This is a genomic window from Arthrobacter crystallopoietes (assembly GCF_002849715.1).
GTDB lineage: Bacteria > Actinomycetota > Actinomycetes > Actinomycetales > Micrococcaceae > Crystallibacter > Crystallibacter crystallopoietes.
The window spans coordinates 2,170,346-2,191,085 of sequence record NZ_CP018863.1; the positions used below are offsets into that span (position 1 = coordinate 2,170,346).

Annotated in this window: 22 protein-coding genes; 13 read left to right on the forward strand and 9 right to left on the reverse strand. The window is 66.1% G+C overall.

The features are described 5' to 3' along the window. Window positions 1-57: 57 nt before the first annotated feature. From AC20117_RS10255 to tmk, 3 genes are read right to left on the reverse strand one after another with little or no spacing between them, the layout of a single operon-like run. Entirely contained in the window at window positions 58-1,596 is a 1,539-nt protein-coding gene (locus tag AC20117_RS10255; RefSeq protein WP_074699815.1) for an alpha/beta hydrolase, read from the reverse strand. 28 nt (window positions 1,597-1,624) lie between these two features. Then, window positions 1,625-2,764 carry a DNA polymerase III subunit delta' gene (locus AC20117_RS10260; RefSeq protein ID WP_074699814.1) on the reverse strand — a complete coding sequence of 380 codons (1,140 nt, stop codon included), beginning with the start codon at window positions 2,762-2,764 and terminating at the stop codon, window positions 1,625-1,627. Next, a complete protein-coding gene (gene tmk, locus AC20117_RS10265) occupies window positions 2,761-3,420 on the reverse strand; it encodes a dTMP kinase (RefSeq protein ID WP_236777501.1) in 660 nt (219 codons plus the stop codon). The genes AC20117_RS10260 and tmk overlap by 4 nt, the downstream gene beginning before the upstream one ends. An 84-nt stretch (window positions 3,421-3,504) precedes the next feature. Between tmk and AC20117_RS10270 the strand changes: the two genes are divergently transcribed. Further along, on the forward strand, window positions 3,505-4,662 hold the full coding sequence (locus AC20117_RS10270) for a trans-sulfuration enzyme family protein (protein ID WP_074699813.1): 1,158 nt from the start codon (window positions 3,505-3,507) through the stop codon (window positions 4,660-4,662). Window positions 4,663-4,690: 28 nt separating this feature from the next. Continuing rightward, the gene (locus AC20117_RS10275) at window positions 4,691-5,026 is read left to right on the forward strand and encodes a DUF2516 family protein (RefSeq protein ID WP_074699812.1); all 336 of its coding nucleotides are present in this window, start codon (window positions 4,691-4,693) and stop codon (window positions 5,024-5,026) included. A gap of 7 nt (window positions 5,027-5,033) precedes the next feature. Here AC20117_RS10275 and AC20117_RS10280 read toward each other — a convergent pair whose 3' ends face one another. Continuing rightward, window positions 5,034-5,768, reverse strand: a complete 735-nt coding sequence (locus tag AC20117_RS10280) for a class I SAM-dependent methyltransferase (RefSeq protein ID WP_236777564.1) — start codon at window positions 5,766-5,768, stop codon at window positions 5,034-5,036. Between the two features lie 336 nt (window positions 5,769-6,104). Between AC20117_RS10280 and AC20117_RS10285 the strand changes: the two genes are divergently transcribed. Then, window positions 6,105-6,863, forward strand: coding sequence for a phosphoglyceromutase (locus tag AC20117_RS10285; protein ID WP_074699810.1), 759 nt, complete (start codon window positions 6,105-6,107; stop codon window positions 6,861-6,863). A 117-nt stretch (window positions 6,864-6,980) separates the two neighbouring features. Here the strand turns inward: AC20117_RS10285 and phoU are convergent, their stop codons facing one another. After that, window positions 6,981-7,640, reverse strand: coding sequence for a phosphate signaling complex protein PhoU (gene phoU, locus AC20117_RS10290; protein WP_074699809.1), 660 nt, complete (start codon window positions 7,638-7,640; stop codon window positions 6,981-6,983). A 173-nt stretch (window positions 7,641-7,813) separates the two neighbouring features. Between phoU and AC20117_RS10295 the strand changes: the two genes are divergently transcribed. From AC20117_RS10295 to AC20117_RS10305, 4 genes are all read left to right on the forward strand, one after another. Further along, window positions 7,814-9,013, forward strand: a complete 1,200-nt coding sequence (locus tag AC20117_RS10295; RefSeq protein WP_074703065.1) for a sensor histidine kinase — start codon at window positions 7,814-7,816, stop codon at window positions 9,011-9,013. Then, the gene (locus tag AC20117_RS10300; protein ID WP_074699808.1) at window positions 9,010-9,690 is read left to right on the forward strand and encodes a winged helix-turn-helix domain-containing protein; all 681 of its coding nucleotides are present in this window, start codon (window positions 9,010-9,012) and stop codon (window positions 9,688-9,690) included. The genes AC20117_RS10295 and AC20117_RS10300 overlap by 4 nt, the downstream gene beginning before the upstream one ends. Window positions 9,691-9,946: 256 nt before the next feature. After that, on the forward strand, window positions 9,947-10,273 hold the full coding sequence (locus tag AC20117_RS23695; protein ID WP_211482271.1) for a helix-turn-helix domain-containing protein: 327 nt from the start codon (window positions 9,947-9,949) through the stop codon (window positions 10,271-10,273). A 44-nt stretch (window positions 10,274-10,317) separates the two neighbouring features. Beyond that, a complete protein-coding gene (locus AC20117_RS10305) occupies window positions 10,318-11,124 on the forward strand; it encodes an IS3 family transposase (protein ID WP_236777502.1) in 807 nt (268 codons plus the stop codon). 95 nt (window positions 11,125-11,219) lie between these two features. Here the strand turns inward: AC20117_RS10305 and AC20117_RS10310 are convergent, their stop codons facing one another. Continuing rightward, window positions 11,220-11,774, reverse strand: coding sequence for a hypothetical protein (locus tag AC20117_RS10310; RefSeq protein ID WP_083339622.1), 555 nt, complete (start codon window positions 11,772-11,774; stop codon window positions 11,220-11,222). Between the two features lie 278 nt (window positions 11,775-12,052). Here AC20117_RS10310 and AC20117_RS10315 point away from each other — a divergent pair, with 278 nt between their 5' ends. The 6 genes from AC20117_RS10315 (at window position 12,053) to glgX (ending at window position 18,654) form a co-directional block, all read left to right on the forward strand. Continuing rightward, a complete protein-coding gene (locus AC20117_RS10315; RefSeq protein WP_074699806.1) occupies window positions 12,053-12,535 on the forward strand; it encodes a CarD family transcriptional regulator in 483 nt (160 codons plus the stop codon). Between the two features lie 87 nt (window positions 12,536-12,622). Continuing rightward, window positions 12,623-13,417 (forward strand): 2-C-methyl-D-erythritol 4-phosphate cytidylyltransferase, encoded by a 795-nt coding sequence (gene ispD, locus AC20117_RS10320; protein WP_083339621.1) that lies wholly within the window; start codon window positions 12,623-12,625, stop codon window positions 13,415-13,417. A 3-nt stretch (window positions 13,418-13,420) separates the two neighbouring features. Next, window positions 13,421-13,927 (forward strand): 2-C-methyl-D-erythritol 2,4-cyclodiphosphate synthase, encoded by a 507-nt coding sequence (gene ispF, locus AC20117_RS10325; protein ID WP_074699805.1) that lies wholly within the window; start codon window positions 13,421-13,423, stop codon window positions 13,925-13,927. A 16-nt stretch (window positions 13,928-13,943) separates the two neighbouring features. Next, window positions 13,944-15,404, forward strand: coding sequence for a cysteine--tRNA ligase (cysS, locus tag AC20117_RS10330; RefSeq protein WP_074699804.1), 1,461 nt, complete (start codon window positions 13,944-13,946; stop codon window positions 15,402-15,404). A gap of 98 nt (window positions 15,405-15,502) precedes the next feature. Beyond that, the gene (gene rlmB / locus AC20117_RS10335; RefSeq protein WP_074699803.1) at window positions 15,503-16,486 is read left to right on the forward strand and encodes a 23S rRNA (guanosine(2251)-2'-O)-methyltransferase RlmB; all 984 of its coding nucleotides are present in this window, start codon (window positions 15,503-15,505) and stop codon (window positions 16,484-16,486) included. Window positions 16,487-16,563: 77 nt separating this feature from the next. After that, window positions 16,564-18,654, forward strand: a complete 2,091-nt coding sequence (glgX, locus tag AC20117_RS10340) for a glycogen debranching protein GlgX (protein WP_074703059.1) — start codon at window positions 16,564-16,566, stop codon at window positions 18,652-18,654. Window positions 18,655-18,763: 109 nt separating this feature from the next. Here the strand turns inward: glgX and AC20117_RS10345 are convergent, their stop codons facing one another. The 3 genes from AC20117_RS10345 to AC20117_RS10355 are packed head-to-tail and all read right to left on the reverse strand — an operon-like array spanning window position 18,764 to window position 20,735. Beyond that, window positions 18,764-19,375 (reverse strand): DUF3618 domain-containing protein, encoded by a 612-nt coding sequence (locus AC20117_RS10345; RefSeq protein ID WP_074699802.1) that lies wholly within the window; start codon window positions 19,373-19,375, stop codon window positions 18,764-18,766. Continuing rightward, window positions 19,372-19,815 (reverse strand): phage holin family protein, encoded by a 444-nt coding sequence (locus tag AC20117_RS10350; protein WP_074699801.1) that lies wholly within the window; start codon window positions 19,813-19,815, stop codon window positions 19,372-19,374. The genes AC20117_RS10345 and AC20117_RS10350 overlap by 4 nt, the downstream gene beginning before the upstream one ends. Continuing rightward, complete coding sequence (locus AC20117_RS10355; RefSeq protein WP_074699800.1) at window positions 19,812-20,735, reverse strand: ATP synthase subunit B family protein; 924 nt, start codon at window positions 20,733-20,735, stop codon at window positions 19,812-19,814. Before AC20117_RS10355 ends, AC20117_RS10350 begins: the two co-directional genes overlap by 4 nt. Between the last annotated feature and the right edge of the window lie 5 nt (window positions 20,736-20,740).

The following is a 20,740-nucleotide window of genomic DNA, read 5'->3' on the forward strand; positions in this document are numbered from 1 at the left end:
GCCAGAATCCACAAGGAACAACTATAGGAGAGCAAGGGCTCGCTGGTCAAAACCGGCTTAGCAAACAGTGCCCTCATCCGGCATCGTGCCCTCGATGAAGTAGCTGTCCACGGCGTTCTGTACGCAGCTGTCGCCGCGGCCGTAGGCGGTATGGCCTTGCGCCTCGTAGGTCAGCAGCGAGGCGGATTCCAGCTGTTCCGTCATGGACACGGCCCATTCGTACGGGGTGGCCGGGTCGCCGGTGGTGCCGATGACGAGGATCGGATCGGCTCCGGCAGCGTCAACCGGTGCGGGGGTGCGCACCGGCTCCGCCGGCCAGCTCTCGCAGGTGGTGCCACCGTAGGCGAGGTACCGGCCCAGCGTTGGCGAGGCTTCCTCCAGCGCCGCCGCATTTTCCTTCATGCCCGCCAGATCGGATTCCATCGGATAGTCCAGGCAGTTGATGGCGGTAAAAGCAGCCGTGCTGTTGGAGGTGTAGTCGCCGTCCGCCTGACGTTCGGCGCCCAGATCCGCGAGGTAGAGCATGTCCGTCGGATCGCCGTCGAAAGCACCGTCCAAGGCGCGGGTCAGCAGCGGCCAGTTCACATCGTTGTACAGCGGCACGATGAATCCCGAGACGAAGGTGCCCACGGTGACCAGGCGGCCGTCCTGGGCGGTCAGCGGGTTGGCCTCGACGGACCGGATCAGGTCCTGGATCTGGCCGACGGCCTGGTCCACGGTTCCGGACAGGGGGCAGTCCGCGGATGCCAGGCAGCTTTCGGCGTAGCTGCGGATCGCGCCTTCGAACGCCTTGGCCTGGCCGAGCGTGACCTGCTCGTTGGTCAGCGACGGATCCAGTGCCCCGTCGAGCACCATCCGGCCCACCCGCTCCGGAAAGAGGTCCGCATAGGTCGCGCCGAGGAAGGTGCCGTAGGAGAAGCCCAGGTAATTCAGCTTGGCGTCGCCGACCACGGCGCGGATGATGTCCATGTCCTTGGCGGCGCTGGCGGTGTCCACATGGCCCAGGACTTCGCCGGTCTTCGCCGCGCATTTCTCGGCCAGCTCGGCCGAGTCCTCCATGGCTTCGGCGATGCCGGCGTCGCTGTCCAGGTCATACTGCACCTCGCGCGCGGCATCCCGCTCCGCGTCGGTCAGGCAGGTCACCGGGGCCGAACGCTTCACGCCGCGGGGGTCAAAGCCCACGATGTCGTAGCTGCCGCGCAGTTCCTCGGTAGTCATCTGCTCCAGCGAGCCGCGCACGGTGTCATAGCCCGAACCGCCCGGACCGCCGGGGTTCAGCAGGATGGAGCCCAAGGAATCGCCGTCGGTGGTGCTGCGGATCGCGGCGATCTTGATGCTCTCGCCGTCCGGATCGGCATAATCGACCGGGACTTCGATGTCCGCGCACTCGAACCGGCCTTCGCAGCTTTCCCAGCTGACCGACTGGCCGTAGTAGGGCATCAGCTGCTCGTCCACGCCGCCGATGACTTCGGGCGACGACGACGGCGGGGCATCGGTTGTGCCCGGCAGCAGCCCGCACCCGGCCAGCAGGAAGAGCACGACGGCGGCCGCTGCGGTTTTGGCGCTGGGGCCGGATCGTCGCGGTAAGGTGCGCATCAATTGTTCTCCTGGATTGGTCAAGAATCTAAAGCAGGCTGACTGCCATGGCTTCCATGGCCAGTACCGGGGCCACGTTGGTGCTGAGCCGTTTGCGCGTCTGCGCGATGGCGTCCAACCTCTGCAACGTTTTCTCGGGGGTCGATTGTTCCGCGTAGGACGTCAGCTCCGGCCGCAGGTACTCGTTGACCAGGTCCGACGAAGCACCCAGCTGGAGGGCCAGCACGTCCCGATAGAACGTGGTCAGGTCGATCATGACGCGGTCCAGGGAGTCGCTCACGCTGCGCTTGGCCCGGCGTTTCTGCTCGTCCTCCAGTTGCTTCAGCTGGCTGCGCATGGCTGGCGGCAGCGTGCCTTTCTCCGGCGCGCCGAGGGTGTGCAGCAGGGCCTCGCGCTCGGCGGCGTTGCGCTGCTCGGAGGCAGCTGCGGCGTCGGCATTGGAGATTTCCACCAGCTCGCCGGCGGCCATCACCGCATCGGATACCCCGCGCAGGCGCAATGGCAGCCGGACAATCGTGTCCCGGCGGCTGCGCGCGTCCTCATTGGCGGCGAGCCTGCGGGCCACGCCGATGTGGCTCTGCGAAACCCGGGCGGCGAACTCCGCGAGCTCCGGCGTGGCCCCGTCGCGGCGGACCAGCAGCTCGGCCACATCGCCCACTGGGGGAATGCGCAGGCCAACGGGACGGCAGCGCGAGCGGATGGTGACCAGTACGTCCGCCGGGCTCGGCGCGCAAAGCAGCCAGATGGTCCGCGGCGGTGGTTCCTCGATGGCCTTGAGGAGCACATTGGTGGTCCGCTCCGCCATGCGGTCGGCGTCCTCGATGATGATCACGCGCCAGCGGCCCGAGGACGGTTTGTCCTGCGCCTTGGTGACCCAGTCACGGACCTCCCGGATGGTGAAGGACACGTTCTCCGTCACCATGGCAGACACATCCGCATTGGTGCCGCCCAAAACGGTGTGGCAGGCATGGCATTCGCCGCAGCCGCGGGCGGCGGGATCGGGCTGTTCGCACAGCAGGGCGGCGGCGAAAGACCGTGCAGCATTGGACCGGCCGGAGCCGGGCGGGCCGGTAAACAGCCAGGCGTGGTTGGGCCGCTCGGCGGCTGCGGCGCGGCTGAGCTGCTCCATCACGGCGGTCTGGCCGGGCAGGTCGGACCAGACGCTCATGCCAGCAACCCGTCGATGCGCTCGAGGATGGCGGCCGTCAGATCCTCGCGTTCGGCGCGCGCGTCCAGCACCAGGTACTCGTCGGGGCGGGCCGCGGCCAGCTCCAGGAAGGCGGCCCGGATCCGCCCGTGGAAGTCGTCCGGTTCGGATTCGAGCCGGTCTTCCGCGGCTTCACCGGCCAGCCGCCGGTCGCGGCCGTCGTCCGGAGCAACATCAAGGAGCACTGTGACATCGGGCAGCAGCGAAGCCGTGGCCCACAGGTTGATGTCCCGCACCGCGGCAATGCCCAGTTCCCGCCCGGCACCTTGATAAGCCACCGACGAGTCGATGAAACGGTCACACAGCACAATCTCGCCGCGCTCCAGCGCCGGCTGGATCACCTGCTGCACGTGGGCCGCCCGTGAGGCGGCAAAAATCAAAGCTTCGGTGCGGGCGTCGATCTCGCCGTGGCCGTGGTCCAGCACCAGGGAGCGCAGCTTTTCGCCGATGGGCGTGCCGCCCGGCTCCCGGGTCCGCAGCACCGCGTGTCCGGCGGCTTCCAGCCGGGCCTGGACGGCGGCTGCCTGGGTGGACTTGCCTGCCCCGTCGCCGCCCTCGAACGCGATGAACAGCCCCGCGCGGGCGCCAGCGGGGGAGGGGATAGCGGGGGAAGTCACCCAATTAGCGTACCGTTCTTGGCTGCTGCCAAAGAAAGGTCACGAGTTAACCTGTGGACGGCCCGCGGGATTAACCTTGCTTTCATGAGCCAGAGCGCATCCCAGCATCCAGACCATCTTGCCCCGGACACCGTTGTGGTTTCCGCCGGCCGCCCGGAGCGGACCCATGATTCCCCGGTGAACCCGCCGGTGGTGCTGTCCTCGACGTTCTTCGGCCTCGGCGAAGTGGTCCAGGGCGACCGCGCCTACGGGCGTTACTCCAACCCCACCTGGGACCCGTTCGAGGAAACCCTGGGCGAGCTCGAGGGCGCCGAACTGCCGGCCCTGGTCTTCGCCTCGGGGCTGGCCGCCGTGGCCGCGGCGCTGTCCTTGGTTCCCGCCGGCGGCGTGGTGGTCATGCCGCAGCACAGCTACCAGGGCAGCCTGGCTTTGGCCGAAGACCTGGCCGGGCGCGGTGCAGTGAAGATCCGCACCGTGGACATTGCGGATACCGAGGCGGTCAAGGCCCAGCTGGAGGGTGCGGACATGGTGTGGTTGGAAAGCCCCACCAACCCCATGCTCGAGATAGCCGAGCTCGGCGTCCTGGCCCAGGCAGCGCACGACGCCGGTGCTTTGGTGGTTGCCGACAATACCTTTTCCACCCCGCTGGGACAGCGCCCGCTGGAGGTCGGGGTCGACGTCGTCGTCCATTCGGTGACGAAATATCTTGCCGGGCATTCCGACGTCGTTCTGGGCGCCGTGGTCACGTCCAACCCGGACCTGCAGGCGAAGCTGCTCACGCACCGTTCGCTGCACGGGGCCATCGCCGGGCCGTTCGCAACCTGGCTTGCGCTGCGCGGGGTGCGCACCCTGGCACTGCGGGTTGACCGTTCGCAGGCCACGGCGGCGGAGCTCGCCGCGAAACTGCAGCAGCACCCGCGGGTGGAAGCCGTGCGCTACCCGGGCCTGCCGGGCGACCCGGGGCACGAGCGTGCCAAGGCGCAGATGAACGGCTTCGGCTCCATCATCGCCATCCAGATCCGCGGCGGTTCGGCTGCCGCTGAAGCCGTTACCGAGGCACTGCAGCTGTGGCTGCCCGCAACCTCGCTGGGCGGGGTGGAGTCGCTGATCGAGCGCCGCCGCCGGCACGTCAACGAACCGAAGAGCGTACCCGAAAACCTGCTGCGGCTGTCCGTCGGAATCGAGAACGCGGCCGATCTGTGGGCCGATCTGGAGCAGGCGCTGGAAAAAGTGCAGGACTGATAGGCGCAAGAACAGTTAGGCTTGGAAGGTGCTACTTGTCTACGCGTTCCAGCATTGGCTGTATTTCGGCCTGGGGATTCTTGCCCTGGGCATTGAGTTGTGGGCGCTGGTCGACTGCCTCGGCCGGAAGGGCGAGCACTTCCAGGCCGCCTTCAAGCGCACCAAGGGGTTCTGGACCGGCATGACCGCCGGTTCCGTTGCCGTGGGCGCCCTGTCGCTGCTGAGCACGGGCTTGGGCACGTTGATGCTGTTCCAGCTGGCCGCCGTCGCTGCCGCCTCCGTGTACCTGGCGGATGTGAAGCCGGCGCTGAACGAGCTGAAGGGATCCGGCGGCAGCGCCTACGGTCCCTACGGGCCCTGGTAAACGGCTCCTACAAACCCTGGTAACCCGGCTCCACTGCCGCCCAGGCCACCGTCACTTCACCCAGGCGCCACCGCGACGGCCCGTCCAGCACGGGCCAGCCGGCTGCGACCATGCTGTGGCACATCGCCAGCCACCGCTGCCGGTTGCCGAAGGATGCCAGCACGGCGGCCTCCGCCCAGGCCTTATCCAGCGCCTGCAGATAGCGGTGGATCTTCTCGCCCGGGAAATTGTGGTGGATCAGTGCCTTCGGCAGCCGCTCGGCCACATCGGAGGGCCGGACGAAGGCGCCGAACCGCAGCGAGATGCTTAGCGACACCGGCCCCTCGGGCGCAATAGCCACCCAAGTGGCGCGCCGGCCGATCTCGTCGCAGGTGCCGTCGATGAACAGCCCGCCCGGCGCCAGCCGCGCCCGGACCATGTCCCAGTGCGCGGCGTACTCCGTCTCGTCATATTGGCGCAGCACATTGAAGGCGCGCACCACGGCCGGACGGCGTCCCGCCACCGGGATCTCAAAGCCGCCCTGCCGGAAACTCAGCCCCGGACGCTCCAGTGCTTTGGCGCGGCGGACCCGCTCGGGTTCGATCTCGATCCCGATCACTTCGACATCGGGGCGCACCTTGGCCAGCCGGTGGTGGAGTTCGACGGCGGTGATCGGCGCGGCGCCGTAGCCCAGATCGATGACCAGCGGGTCCGCTGCCTTTTTGACGCTGGCCGCGCTCGGGCCGGAGAGCCAGCGGTCCATCCGCCGCAGCCGGTTCGGATTGGTGGTGCCCCGCGTGATCGAACCGACCGGTTTGCCCGGCCTGCCGGGGCCGCCCCTCGGGTACTCCACAGTGTGGCCGGACGCGGCGGGGGCAGTCTTCAGGCTGGGCACAAGGAAAAAGAATAAGTGCCGCGCGGAAACACGAGATGACGACGGCGGCCGCCCACCGCCGTCGTAATTCCCCTGATGGAAACTAAATCCGCAGGTCACAGCGGGAAAGACCCGAATGACGACAGCGGGGCGCGGCGCAGCAGCGTGCGTAACGTCACGGTCGCGGGCGGCTGGGAAAGGCGTGTAAACGCTAGGATTACAGCCATGACTGCCTCTTCGAACTTCAAGCTGATTCTGCTGCGGCACGGCCAAAGCGACTGGAACGAGAAAAACCTCTTCACCGGCTGGGTGGACGTTCCGCTGACCGAACAGGGCCGGGCCGAGGCCAAGCGCGGCGGCGAACTGCTGGTCGAGGCGGGCATCCTGCCCGATGTCCTGTACACCTCGCGACTGAAGCGTGCCATCGTCACCGCGAACATTGCGCTGGAGGCGGCGGACCGGGACTGGATCGACGTCAAGCGGGACTGGCGCCTGAACGAGCGCCACTACGGCGCGCTGCAGGGCAAGGACAAGGCGCAGATCCGCGAAGAGTTCGGCGACGAGCAGTTCATGCTGTGGCGCCGCTCGTACGACACACCGCCGCCCAAGCTGGATGACTCCAGCGAATGGTCGCAGGTGGGGGACCCTCGCTACGCGGACCTCAACGGCAACATCCCGCGCACCGAGTGCCTCAAGGACGTGCTGGAGCGGTTCATCCCGTACTGGGAGTCGGACATTTCCAAGGACGTGAAAGCCGGCAAGACTGTGCTGGTGGCCGCGCACGGTAACTCCCTGCGCGCCCTGGTCAAGCACCTGGACGGCATTAGCGACGACAACATTGCCGGCCTGAACATCCCCACCGGCATCCCGCTGGTGTACGAACTGGACGAAGACCTCAAGCCCGTCAAGGCCGGCGGCACCTACCTCGACGCCGATGCTGCCGCGGCCGCCATCGAAGCCGTGGCCAACCAAGGCAAGAAGTAGCCCGCAGCCTCTCAAACGCCGAAGGGCCGGCCCCAGCGCAGTTGCTGCGCTTGGGGCCGGCCTTCGCTGTTAAATCCGGGGGCTTGCGGCCGGACGGTCGCGGCCCTTGTGGAACGTCTAGTGGGACGCGCCGTTCGGCGCCCACTCGCCGGTCACCAGGTAGGTAACCTTGCGCGCCACCGAGACGCCGTGATCCGCGAAGCGCTCGAAGTAGCGGCTGGCCAGTGAAACATCGACGGCGGTGGGAGCATTGCCGGGGAAGTCGGGAGCCGCAATGGCCTTGAAGATCCCGGCATGCAGTTCGTTGATGCGGTCGTTGTGGCGGTTGATGTCCCGGGCCAGCTCGAGGTTGCGGGTGTCCAGCAACTCCGTCAGCTTCCGGGCAATGGCAATGTCGTTCTCGGCGAGCTCCGCGAAGGTGGGGCGCAGCGACTCGGGGCTGACATTCGCCGGGTAGCGCATGCGCGCCAGCTGTGCCACATGGCGGGCCAGATCGCCCATCCGCTCCAGTGACGCACTCATCCGCAGCGCCCCCACGATCATGCGCAGGTCCGAAGCCACGGGTCCCTGGAGCGCCAGGATCTCAATGGCGCGTTCGTCCAGGTCGTTCTGCAGGAAATCGATCCGCGCATCGGCGGCGATGACCTCCTGGGCGAGTTCGATATCGGCGTTGACAAACGACTGGTTCGCCTTCTCCATCGCTTCGGCTACGAGCCGTGAAATCTCGATCAGCTGTTCGCCGACCTGGTGGAGCTCCGCCTGGAATACCTTGCGCACAGGGCGTCCTTTCGCTTGTTGCAATAGTTATGGTCACACTTACCAAGCAGACTTTCAGTGCCCGGTGAACTGTTACCCGTCTCTAGGTGAACGTTAGTTGAACCCCTGTTTGATTACTACTGGAACGGGTAATTGTGGCGCTGTCGTAGGCATAAGCTAGAGGCGTGAGTGCTCTGATGATCGGCCTGCTGGCCGGACTGGCCGGCATCGTGCTGGGTGCCTTTGGTGTGCTCGCCTTCAGGCTGAGCGAGAGCCAGCGGCGGGACCGCATCGAAGTTGCCGAGCCGACCATTCCTGATGGCTCGGCGGAAGTGCTGTCCGTCGTCGGACGTGCCTACGTGATTGTTGATGTGATCGACGGCGTAGTGCGTGCGAGCCCGGGCGCCTATGCCTTCGGCCTGGTCCGCGGCCACACCGTGGTGCACAAGGAACTGCTGGAACTGACCGCGCGGGTCCGCCGCGACGGCGTCATCGAAGAACGCCAGCTGGAACTGCCCCGCGGCCCGCTGGGCCAGGGCACGATCATCGTGCAGGTGCGGGTAGCCCCCATCGGGGACGAATACATCCTGCTGCTGGCCGACGACCGCACCGAAATCACCCGAACCGAGGCCATGCGCACTGACTTCGTCGCCAACGTCTCGCACGAACTGAAAACCCCGGTCGGCGCCCTGTCGCTGCTGGCCGAGGCGATTGAAGAGGCCGCGGATGACGAGGTGGCAGTGCGTCGGTTCGCCAAGCGGATGGAGAAGGAATCCAAACGGCTCAGCGCGCTCGTGCAGGACATTATCGAACTGTCGCGGCTGCAAAGTGCCGACGTGGTGCAGTCCGGTGAGGCTGTCGACCTCAACGCGGTGGTCGCCGAAGCCGTGGACCGCAACCGGCTGCCGGCCGAAAGCAAGGACATCAAGATTGTGGTGGGCGGCAAGGTGGACAACGAAGTCTACGGGGACGCCGACCTGCTCATGACCGCGCTGCGCAACCTCATCGACAACGCCATCCGCTATGCGCCGGAGGGCTCCACCGTGGGAGTCGGGATGCGAACCCGCGACGGCCTCGCCACCGTATCGGTTACCGACCAGGGACCCGGGATCAGCCAGGACGAGCAGGACCGGATCTTCGAGCGCTTTTACCGGATCGATGCCGCGCGGTCGCGGCAGACCGGCGGAACCGGGCTGGGCCTGAGCATCGTCAAACACGTCATTTCGCAGCATGGCGGCGAAATTTCGGTCTGGTCCCAGCCTGGGCAGGGATCGACCTTTACCGTCCGGCTGCCGGAGATGGAGCAGTCCGATTCCGAGGACGAGGCCGGTGTTGAACCGGCCCAGGGAACACCAAAGGGCGCAGGCGCCCGTGAGCAAGGAGTTAGTGCTTGACCCGCATTCTGGTTGTCGAAGATGAAGAGTCGCTGAGCGATCCGCTGAGTTATCTCCTGGGCAAAGAGGGCTTTGAAGTACAGGTTGTCGACAACGGCTTGGACGCCGTGGTGGAGTTTGACCGGTCCGGTGCGGACCTGGTCCTGCTGGATCTGATGCTGCCGGGACAGTCCGGCACCGAGGTCTGCCGGCAGCTGCGCCAGCGGTCCAACGTACCCGTGATCATGCTGACCGCCAAGGATGCGGAGATCGACAAGGTGGTCGGCCTGGAGCTGGGCGCCGACGACTACGTCACCAAGCCCTATTCCTCGCGCGAACTGGTAGCCCGGGTCCGCGCTGTCCTGCGCCGCCAGGGCGAGCCGGAAGAGCTGATTTCCAACACCGTCCAGTCCGGCCCGGTGCGGATGGATGTCGAGCGGCACGTGGTCAGTGTCAGCGGCGAGCAGGTCTCCCTGCCGCTGAAGGAGTTCGAGCTGCTGGAAATGCTGCTGCGCAACGCGGGCCGGGTGCTCACCCGCGGCCAGCTGATCGACCGGGTCTGGGGCTCCGACTATGTCGGCGATACCAAGACCCTGGACGTCCACGTGAAGCGGCTGCGCAGCAAGGTGGAGCCAGACCCGTCCGCCCCGCGTTACCTGGTCACCGTCCGCGGCCTCGGCTACAAATTCGAGCCGTAGACCCAGTGGTATAGACAGAAGGACCGCACTCCTTGTGAACTGCTCCCCGAAAGTTGGACTGAGAAATCAGTTCTGACTTTCGGGGAGTAGTTTTATGCATGGAAGAAGTTCGTTGTCCGAGGAACAGCGCGAGGCGGCGGTAGCGTTGTTTGAAACGGGTTGGGGTGCTTGGGCGGTAGCGACCCGGCTCGGTGTAGGTAGAAGTGCCATCAAACGGTTGTATGGTCGATGGCGGATACGCGGAGGTTCGACGCTGGTGGCGAAGCCAACCCGTCCGGTGTACTCGTTTGAGTTCAAGCTTGATGCTGTGCAGCGATACCGCGGAGGTGAGCCCAAAGTCGCCCTTGCGAAGGAGCTTGGGCTCTCTTCTCCGCTGTTGATCGAGAAGTGGGCGCGTCAGTACCGGACCGAAGGCGAAGATGGGCTGCGCCCCAAGCCGAAGGGCCGCCCGAAGACGAATCCCGGGGCAGCAAGGAAACCTGAGTCGGAGCTGGCGCGGCTTCGCCGTGAGAACGAGCGCCTGCGGGCCGAGGTGGCGTTCCTGGGAAAAGTGCAGGCCTTGAGGGACGAGGAACGGCGCTAAAGGTTCGCGCCGTCATCGCTCTCAAGGCCGAACACCGCCTCGACGTGCTTTTGGACGTTGCCGGGCTGGCCCGCTCCACGTTTTTCTACCACCAGGCGCGTTTCCAAACGCCTGACCGGCAGTCGGCACTCAAAGCCGAGATCACGAGCATTTTCACGGCAAATCATGCCCGGTACGGGCACCGGCGCATCCACACAGAACTGCTCAAACAGGGCTGGAACGTCGCGAAGAAGACCGTTCTGAAGCTCATGCGTGTCCTTGGACTGGAATGCAAGGTTCGGCGGAAGAAGCGCTACAACTCCTACCAGGGCGACCAAGGCGTCGTGGCGTCCAATCTGCTGAACCGGGAGTTCGACGCAACGGCGCCGAACCAGAAGTGGGTAACCGACGTGACCGAGTTCAGCGTCAATGAGCGGAAACTCTACCTCTCACCGGTTATGGATCTGTTCGACCGTCAGATCATCTCCTACACGATCGGCGCATCCCCAAACCTGGCCCTGACCAACGCTTCACTGCGTCAGGCCCTGACATGTCTGAATCCCGGCGAGCAGCCACTCGTGCACTCGGATCAAGGCTTTCAGTACCAGCATCGTTCCTGGCGCGATCTCCTTGAGGGTGCCGGCGCGGTTCAGTCAATGTCCCGCAAGGGCAACTGCTACGACAACGCTGTGATGGAAAACTTCTTCGGACACCTCAAAGAAGAGCTCGTCCACCAAATCCGGTTCCTCAGCACCGACGCATTGGCAGCGGATCTGCACGAGTATATTCGCTGGTACAACAACGACCGGATCTCGACAAAGCTCGAGGGCCTGAGCCCGGTGCAATACCGTGCCCAGGCCCTCGCGGCCTAGTATCTATTTAGCCAGTCCAACTTTCGGGGACCAGTTCATTGCGAGTGCGGTCCTTCTTATATGCCCAGTCCGGCCTGGCCGGCTCGGGGCAGCGGCTAGTGCGACGCCGTTTCGGTTGCTGCCTCGGTTGCTTCCGGGCTGGCGCTTTCGGCCGGAGTGCTGGTTTCGGCCGGGGTACCGCCGGGTACGAACTCGGTGTATTCGGCGAGGGTGCCGTCCAGGACCGGTACACCGATAACCTGGGAGTCCGAGTTGACCTGAACGGTGACGTCAACGATGGAACCGGGAATGCCGCCCGGGTTGCTGAGGATCGTTTCGTTCTCGTCCTGCTCGAAGCGGATCTGCCCGTTGGCCGGAACGGTAACGCTTGCGTTGGTGCCGGCGACGGCCAGGCTCAGCTGGACGGGGGAGTCCGAGGTGTTTGCGGCCGTGCCCAGCACCCGGCCCGGCGACTCGGCATCGGTGGCGATGATCATCAGGTTGCGCAGGTCGATCGGGCCGATGTCGGCCACGACGCCGTCGCTGGCCGCGTAGGAGAACGTCGTCGCCTGTTCATTGATGGCGCTGCACCCTGCGGTCCCCAGCAGGGCTAGTGCGGCGGCGCCGGCTACAAGGGCACGCTGCACACGGTTCTTCGGCGCAATCTTCACAGCAGGAACTCCTCAATCAAAAGGCTTTGTAGATGAGTGGGCGTTGCGCGGACAGAAAGCACAACACGGTCACTAGCCTAGCCGTAATTGCCCAAAAAACAGGACTCGGCACCCGTAAAGAACGCGTCAGGCCGACCCCGGGATGCATCAATCGTCGGATCCGTCAAGACCATAATGCCGGTCATTTTGGCTCTCCGAGGGCCTCTGACCAGCGCAAACTCGGGGAAGTAGGGCCTTTTTCCGTGGTAAACTTGTAGGCGGGAAAGGGGAAAGTCCACATGGTATTTGAGGTCGGCGAGACGGTAGTTTACCCTCACCACGGTGCAGCGAAGATCGAAGAGATCAAGATGCGCACCATCAAGGGCGAAGAGAAGATGTATCTCAAGCTCCGCGTGGCTCAGGGTGACCTGACCATTGAGGTTCCGGCAGAGAACGTAGACCTGGTTGGCGTTCGGGATGTAGTGGGCAAGGAAGGCCTGGAGCACGTGTTCGACGTTCTTCGTGCCGAGTTCACTGAAGAACCCACCAACTGGTCGCGTCGGTACAAGGCGAATCTGGAAAAACTGGCCTCCGGTGACGTTATCAAGGTAGCGGAAGTAGTCCGTGACTTGTGGCGCCGGGAGCAGGACCGCGGTCTTTCGGCAGGCGAAAAGCGCATGCTGGCCAAGGCCCGCCAGATCCTGATTTCCGAACTGGCTCTTGCGGAAAAGACAGACGAAGACAAGGCAGCTGAAGTGCTCGACGAGGTCCTGGCCTCCTAACCCGGCAGCCTGCAAGGCACAATAAAACTTAAAGCGGCCGGTCCTGATGGACCGGCCGCTTTTTTGATGCCGGTATAGGCTTGGGCCGTGCCCAGAAGTTCCACGCCGCGGATCGGCGTCGTTGTTGTTGCAGCCGGCTCCGGCCAACGCCTTGGCTACGGGCTGCCCAAAGCCCAGGTGCCGCTGGCCGGACGCACCATTCTGGCGCACGCACTCGAGGGCATCCTGGCTTCAGGCATCGCGGAGCGGATCTGCGTGGCCGTGCCGCCGCGGGATTCCGTGCTGCGGGAAGTCTGCACCGGGGCCTCCGGACAGGTTCCCGTGACAGCGGTCGAGGGCGGCGCCAGCCGTGCCGCTTCCGTGAGCCGGGCACTGGCCGGGCTGGGTCCGGACCTGGATGGCATCCTGGTCCACGATGCCGCCCGCGCCCTTACGCCGCCGGAAGTTTTCGTCCGCGTGGTCGAGGCGCTGGCCGCCGGGGCGAAGGCCGTCATTCCCGCGGTCCCCGTAGCGGACACCATCAAGACTGCCGTTCCCTCCGCAGCCGACCAGCAGGCCATCGCCGGTGAAAAGGTGGCCGGAACCCCGGACCGTTCCCTGCTGCGCGCAGTGCAGACCCCGCAGGGTTTCGACGCCGCCGCCCTGACCGCCGCGCACCGCAGTCTGGCGGCGATGGGTCCGCTGGAGGCCGAAGGGATCACGGACGATGCGATGCTGGTGGAAAGCCAAGGTACCGAAGTGTTCCTGGTGCCCGGATCGCCGGAGGCCCTGAAGATCACCACTCCGCTCGATCTGATGACCGCCGAAGCATTGGTGGCGGCCCGCGACCGGACCGGCCCGCCGGCCACCGCAAACCAGCCCGTCCCGACCCTGGAGGATTGATCCGTGGCCACGTTTCCCTACCCGCTTCCGCGCACCGGCATAGGCGTGGACGTCCACGCCTATGCACCCGAGGATGATCCCCAACCGCTGTGGCTGGGCGGCCTGCACTGGGAAGGCGAACGCGGCCTGGCCGGCCATTCCGACGGCGACCCGGTGGCCCATGCGGCCGCGGACGCCCTGTTCTCGGCCGCGGGGGTGGGCGATCTCGGCACCCACTTCGGCACCGACCGGCCGGAATACGCTGGCGCGTCCGGGCTCACCCTGCTGGCCGAAGCCGCCCGGATTGTCCGCGACGCCGGGTTCGAGATCGGCAACGTCGCCGTGCAGTTGATCGGCAACCGGCCCAAGTTCACCCCGCGGCGGGACGAGTCCGAGGCGGCCCTCACCCAGGCGGCGGGAGCGCCGGTGAGCGTCTCCGCCACGACCAGCGACCGGTTGGGTTTCACCGGCAGGGGTGAGGGGATCGCGGCGGTGGCGACCGCCGTCGTTGTTTCGGTTCGCCAGCCCTGACAGCTAATCTGGAGCGGTGAGCCTGAGATTCTATGACACCGCCAGTGCAGAAGTCCGCGATTTCGTCCCGCTGCAGGCGGGCAAGGTAGGCCTCTACTACTGCGGTGCCACCGTGCAGGGGGATCCGCACGTGGGCCACATCCGCTCGGGCATCGCATTTGACCAGCTGACCCGCTGGCTGCGCTACAGCGGCTACGAGGTCACGGTGGTCCGCAATGTTACGGACATCGACGACAAGATCCTGGCCAAATCCGCCGCCTCCTACCTGCCGGAAGGGCTGGAGGACCCGCTGGCGGTCCCCAACGAACCGTGGTGGGCGCTGGCCTACCGCTACGAGCAGGCCTTCGAGCGCGCCTACGACATCCTCGGCGTGCAGCGGCCCACCTACGAGCCGCGCGCCACCGGGCACATTCCGGAAATGCACCAGCTCATCGCACTGCTGATCGACCGCGGCCACGCCTACCCCGCGCTGGACGGCTCCGGCGACGTCTACTTCGACGTGCGCTCGTGGTCCGAGTACGGCTCCCTGACGCGGCAGAAGATCGAAGACATGCAGGCAGCGCCCGACGCCGGTCCCCGCGGCAAGAAGGATCCGCGCGACTTTGCGCTGTGGAAGGGTTACAAGGAGGGCGAGCCCGCCACCGCCAGCTGGCCCAGCCCGTGGGGCACCGGCCGCCCGGGCTGGCATCTGGAATGCTCGGCCATGGTCACCAAGTACCTGGGCCCGGAGTTCGACATCCACGGCGGGGGACTGGACCTGCGGTTCCCGCACCACGAAAACGAGATGGCGCAGTCCCGCGCCGCCGGCCACGGCTTCGCCAACTTCTGGATGCACAACGGCATGGTCACGTACGAGGGCGAAAAGATGTCCAAGTCCGTGGGCAACATCGTCACCCCGACCGAAATGCTGGAGCTGGCCCGGCCTGTGGTGGTCCGCTACTACCTGGGCCAGGCGCAGTACCGCTCCGCGCTGGACTACAACCCGGGCTCGCTCACGGAGGCCGCGGCCGCCGTCGAACGCATCGAAGGGTTCCTGCAGCGGGCGCTGAAGTTCCTCTATGGCGAAGACTTCGGCTTCGTGGACAGCGATGTCCCGGCGGCCTTCCGCGCCGCGATGGACGATGACCTGAACGTGCCGCAGGCGCTGGCCGTCATCCACGAGACCGTGCGCGCCGGCAACACCGCCCTGGACGGCAAGGACAGCGAGGGGATCGAGCGGGCGCTGCACCAGGTGCTGGCGATGACGGACGTGCTCTTCATCAACCCGCTGGATCCGCACTGGAACACCGGCGGGACCGACATCGCCGCACGTCAGGCCCTGGATACTTTGGTCAAGGCGCAGCTTGAGGAACGCCGGGCCGCGCGCGAAGCGAAGGACTGGGCCAGGGCCGATGCCATCCGCGACACGCTGGCTGCGGCCGGCGTCGTGGTGGAGGATTCCGCGGACGGGCCCACGTGGACTGTGGCAGCCCGGTAAACTCGTATGCATAGGCAAGACCTGGACGACGGGAATCGCTAGAAACTGATCCCGCGCCGACCGGTGCGGAGCATATTTGACTGACCGAAGGTAAAACCATGGCCAACAAAGGACGCCCCGGAGCGGTGCGCAAGACCAAGAAGGGCCCCACCACGGGGACCGGAGGGCACGGGCGCAAGTCCCTCGAAGGCAAGGGGCCGACCCCGAAGGCGGAGGACCGGCCGTACCACAAGGCCTACCGCGGCAAGGAACTAGCCGAGCGTTCCGCCGCCAAGCGGCCCGCCGGCCGGGCCGGCGCCTCCCGCGGACGCAGCAAGACCGCCGAGGAGGTCGTCACCGGGCGCAACTCCGTGGTGGAGGCACTGCGCGCCGGCGTGCCGGCGAAGGCGCTGCACGTCGCGGTCCGGGTGGAGATGGATGACCGGGTCAAGGAATCCCTGAAGCTCGCCGCCGAACGCGGTATCCCGGTGATGGAGTCCCACAAGCCCGAACTGGACCGGATGACCGACGACGCCGTCCACCAGGGCCTGGTCCTGCAGATCCCGCCGTACGACTACCAGGACGCGCTGGAACTGGCCGAGGAAACCATGGCCAAGTTCAAGAAGGGCTACATCCGCAACGCGCCGCTGTTCGTCGCGCTGGACGGCATCACTGACCCGCGCAACCTCGGCGCCATCATCCGGTCGGCCTCGGCCTTCAGCGGCCACGGCGTCATTGTGCCCGAGCGCCGCTCGGTGGGCATGACGGCCTCCGCCTGGAAGACCAGTGCCGGTGCGGCCGTGCGCGTCCCGGTGGCCCGGGCCTCCAACCTGAACAACGCGCTCAAAGCCTTCAAGCAGTTGGGCATCTACGTCGTGGGCCTCGACGGCAGCGGTGACGTTTCGCTGCCCGGGCTGGAACTGGCGACCGAACCGCTGTGCATCGTGGTCGGCTCCGAGGGCAAGGGCCTGTCCCGGCTCGTCCGCGAGAACTGCGACCAGATCGTCTCCATCCCGATCGACTCCGACATGGAATCGCTGAACGCGTCCATGGCCGTAGGCATCAGCCTGTACGAAGTATCCCGGCAGCGCGCAGCGCAGTAGTGCCGCCATACCAACAGAACAGGCAGATTTTGGCCGATCCCGTCACTCCCATCAACAGCACGGCGAAGCCGACCGTCGTGCTCCGGGGCCGCGAGAACCGTTCCTCCCGGCCCTCCAAGCCTTCCCCGCTGGGGGTCAGCGCGGGTGCTGCCGGGCTCGCCCCTGGGGAGGTCAACGTGGCGGTGTTCGCGCCGGGGGCTGACGCCCTGGACATCCATTTCGAGGACGCCGACGGCCGATGGGCTTCCGCGCTATTGCCGGAGCTGACCGACGGCGTGCACCACGGGATCGTCCGAGGTCTGCTCCCCGGCAGCCGGTATGCATTGTGGCCGCACGGTGAAGCCCTGCCCGACGGCGGGGCGGGGCAACTGCTGCTGGATCCTTACGGCCGGGCGATTGACGACGACGGCGGCATCTTCCGTTCGGTACATCTGGACGCCGGGTTCGACTGGGCCGGCGACACCCCGCCGGACGTGCCGTGGCGGGACACGGTGGTGTACGAATGCCACGTCAAGGGCCAGACCAAGCTCCACCCGCAGATTCCCGAAGAGCTCCGCGGAACCTATGCGGGCCTGGCGCACCCGGTCATGCTGGAGTACTTCAAGAACCTGGGTATCACGTCCGTCCAGCTGCTGCCCGTGCATTTCCATATCGACGAGCCGCACCTGCAGGAACTTGGCCTGTCCAACTACTGGGGCTACAACACGCTGGGCTTTTTCGCCCCGCACGCCCGGTACGCCACCAGAGCCGCCCGCGCTGCGGGGCCGAAGGCTGTGCAGGACGAGTTCAAGTCCATGGTCAAGAGCCTGCATGAAGCCGGGCTCGAAGTCATTCTCGACGTGGTCTACAACCACACCGCCGAGGGCGGCAAACACCAGCAGACCTACTCGTTCCGCGGCCTGGGCGACGAGACCTACTACCGCCACGACGGCCACGGCAACTATCTGGACACCACCGGCTGCGGCAACACCCTTGACCTGAACGAGCCGCAGGTCCTGGCCTTGGTGCTGGACTCGCTGCGGTACTGGGTCCAGGAGTTCCATATCGATGGTTTCCGTTTCGACCTGGCCGTCTCGCTCTGCCGCGACCAGGACGGCCATTTCAACCCGCGCCATCCGTTTCTGCGCGCGACGGCGGAAGACCCCACGTTGTCCCGCGTCAAACTGATTTCCGAGCCGTGGGACGTGGCACCGGGCGGCTGGCAGACCGGTAATTTCCCCGCCGGCTGGGCGGACTGGAACGACCGCTTCCGCGATACCGTCCGGGACTTCTGGCTCGGCGACCAGCACGCAATCAGCCAGGGTATGCCGGGCGGATCGGTGGCACGTCTGGCGAGCCGTCTGGCCGGCTCGGCCGATGTCTTCGCCGGTTCGGGCCGCAGCTCGCTGGCGTCGGTAAACTTCATCACCGCCCATGACGGGTTCACCCTAGCGGACCTGACGTCGTACGACCGCAAGCACAACGAGGACAACGGCGAAGAAAACCGGGACGGAACCAACCACAACCGCAGCTACAACCACGGGGTCGAAGGTCCCACCGGCGACGCGGCCGTCCTGGACGCGCGTGCCCGCTCCGCCCGGAACCTGATGGCCACGCTGCTGCTCTCGCTCGGCGTCCCGATGATCACCGCCGGGGACGAACTGGGCAAAACCCAGCACGGCAACAACAACGCGTACTGCCAGGACAACGAGCTGTCCTGGCTCAACTGGGTGCTCGACGACCGCCAGGAACAGATGTTCAAGATCACGCGGCGGCTGCTGCGGATCCGGCAATCCTTCCTGACCAGCCAGCCGCGCAGTTATCCCACCCGGGAACAGAGCTCCTATCTGCTGTGGTTCAACGAGGCGGGCGAACCCATGACCCAGGAGCAGTGGACGGATCCCGGCAGCCGGACGGTCCAGTTGCTGATGGGCTCGCCGGACGGCGTCATCGACGGGCTGGTGGTGATCAACGGCAGGTGCGAGCCGCGCAAGATCACGATGCCCAGCGCTGGCGCCTTGAAGGACTTCGGCATCCTGGACGGCAACAACCGGATGTTTGAACTCGTCCTGACCACCTCCAAGCTGGATGACCAGCGCCGCGGCGCCAAGGTGCGCAGCGGCGAACGCGAGATCATCGGCGCGGATGCCCTCAGCGTCTATCGCGCCTGGCTACCGGGCGAAAACTAGAGAACGACGGCGGTGTGCACCACCGCCGTCGTTCCCCTCTACCCGTCTTGGTCAGGTCCCGCTCTGCTACAGTCGCGGACCAATCCGGAGCGGATACCCCTGAAGCGCCCTACACCCGGCCGGCCGGTGGCTCCTGGACGTGCTGCCGTGCCGTATCGGCCCGGTCCTTGACGTCCTGTGCCGCCGTCTGGCCTTCGGCCTTGACGTTCTCCGCCGATTCCTGGGCCGAAGTCTTCAGATCCTCGGCCGCTTGCCGGGCAGGCTCCTTCATATCCTGAGCCACCTGCTGGGCGGAGCCCTTGACCTCTTCGACCAGGGGCTGGGCCTGGTCCTTCACCTTTTCGGCCGCCTGCTGCTCCACCTTGCTGGCGGGGAACAGGGAGGAGACCAGCCAGCCGGCGCCGAAGGCGATCAAGCCGGCGGCCAGCGGATTGCCCTCGGTCTTGCGGGCAATCTGGTGCGGTGCGTCGCTGACTGCTTCGCCGGCGTCGTGCGCCATGGAGCGGGCGGAGCCGCTCGCGTCATCCTTGGCACCCATGACTGAGTCTTTGGCACCCATGACCTTGTCCTTGGCCCGGCCAACGGAGTCCTTCACCTTGTCCGTCTGCCGGTGCACAATGTTCGAGGGCGAGGCCTTCTCTGCGACGGCGTCTACATCCGTGCCAAGCCGCGCGCGGGTACGTTCAATGTCTGCTCGGATTTCTTCTGGTGACTGGCTCATCGTGCTTCCTCACTGGGCTTGAGAGTTTCGGGTATTTTCTTGACGGACTCCGTGGTGCGTGGCATCCCCTGGATGGCCTTCATCTGCTTCTTGCCGACGGCGAAGAGGATGGCGCCGATGATTGCCCAGATGACAGCGACAATCACCGCGGACCAGCCCCAGCCGATGAGGGCACCGAGGGCATCCCACAGGCCGATCGAGAGGAACAGCAGGACGAAGTGGCCCGCGATCGCGGCACCAACCATCATCCCGACGCCCTTGCCGGCCCTTGTACCGGATTCCTTGAGCTCGGCTTTGGCCAGTTCCAGTTCCTGGCGCATCAGCACCGAAAGGTCACGGCTGACTTCGCTGAGCAGATCGCCCAGCGACTCGTTCTCGGCCTTGACTTCGGCGCGCGTGGGCGGGACCTGACCGGGATCGGGCACGCGGTTCTCGGTCATCGGCTCCCACCGCCCTCATACGGGTCTCGTTCCGGAATGGCGGTGCCCCGGCCGCCGGTCGGTGGTTCCTCCGGATAGCTGATGGTCTCCGGCGTGCCAGCCGCTCCGCCGAGCCCGGAATTCGTTTCCTGGCGCTCGGTGGCACCGGTGGGTGTGGCAGCGGGATACCCGATGGTTTCCGGAGCTCCGGCTGCTCCGCCGAGTGCCGAGCCTGTCTGTGCGCCCGGGGCGGCGAAGCCGGCGGCGCTTTGCGTGTCATAGTCATAATCGGTCACAGCCGGCGTCGCGCGGTGTGCGCCGCCGTACTGTGTTGCGCCCTGTCCGGCCTGTCCCGACCCACCGCTGTCGGCGGTCATGCCGCGGGTCAACCGGCCTGCAAGCAGTCCGGCGCCGGCCGCGATCGCGAGGAAGGCACCGGGACGTTGGCGCGCGAAGCGCTTGCACTCGTCCAGCAACGAGCCCGGATCGCGGTTCTCCAGCCAGCCCGCCATGTTGCTGGCCTTGTCTGCCGCCTGGCTGACAAGATGGGTTGCCGTGCCGGAACCTTCCGAGTTTTGGGACATAGAGCGGAGCTCATCGCCGATGGAGCGCAGACCCGATGCAGCGCGCTGCTGCTGGGTGCTGGCCTGACCGTAGACATCATCGCCGAGCTCGGACATCAGGCCGCGGGCCTTCTGCTTGGCTTCCTGTGCTACCTGCTTCGCCTCGCCTTTGGCCGTTTCCTTGACATGCTCGCCGGCGGCTTTGCTCTCGCGGCCTACTTCCCTGGCCTCTTCCTTAGCCGTATCGCTCTTGGACTGCTGGCCTGCCGGCGTGGCATAAGGATCCGGGGCGTAGGGATCCTGGCTGACAGGTCCGCCAGGCTGGCCGTAGCCGGGAACGCCGTCGTCGTAATTGCCGGTATTCGGATTCGTAGTCATCGCAA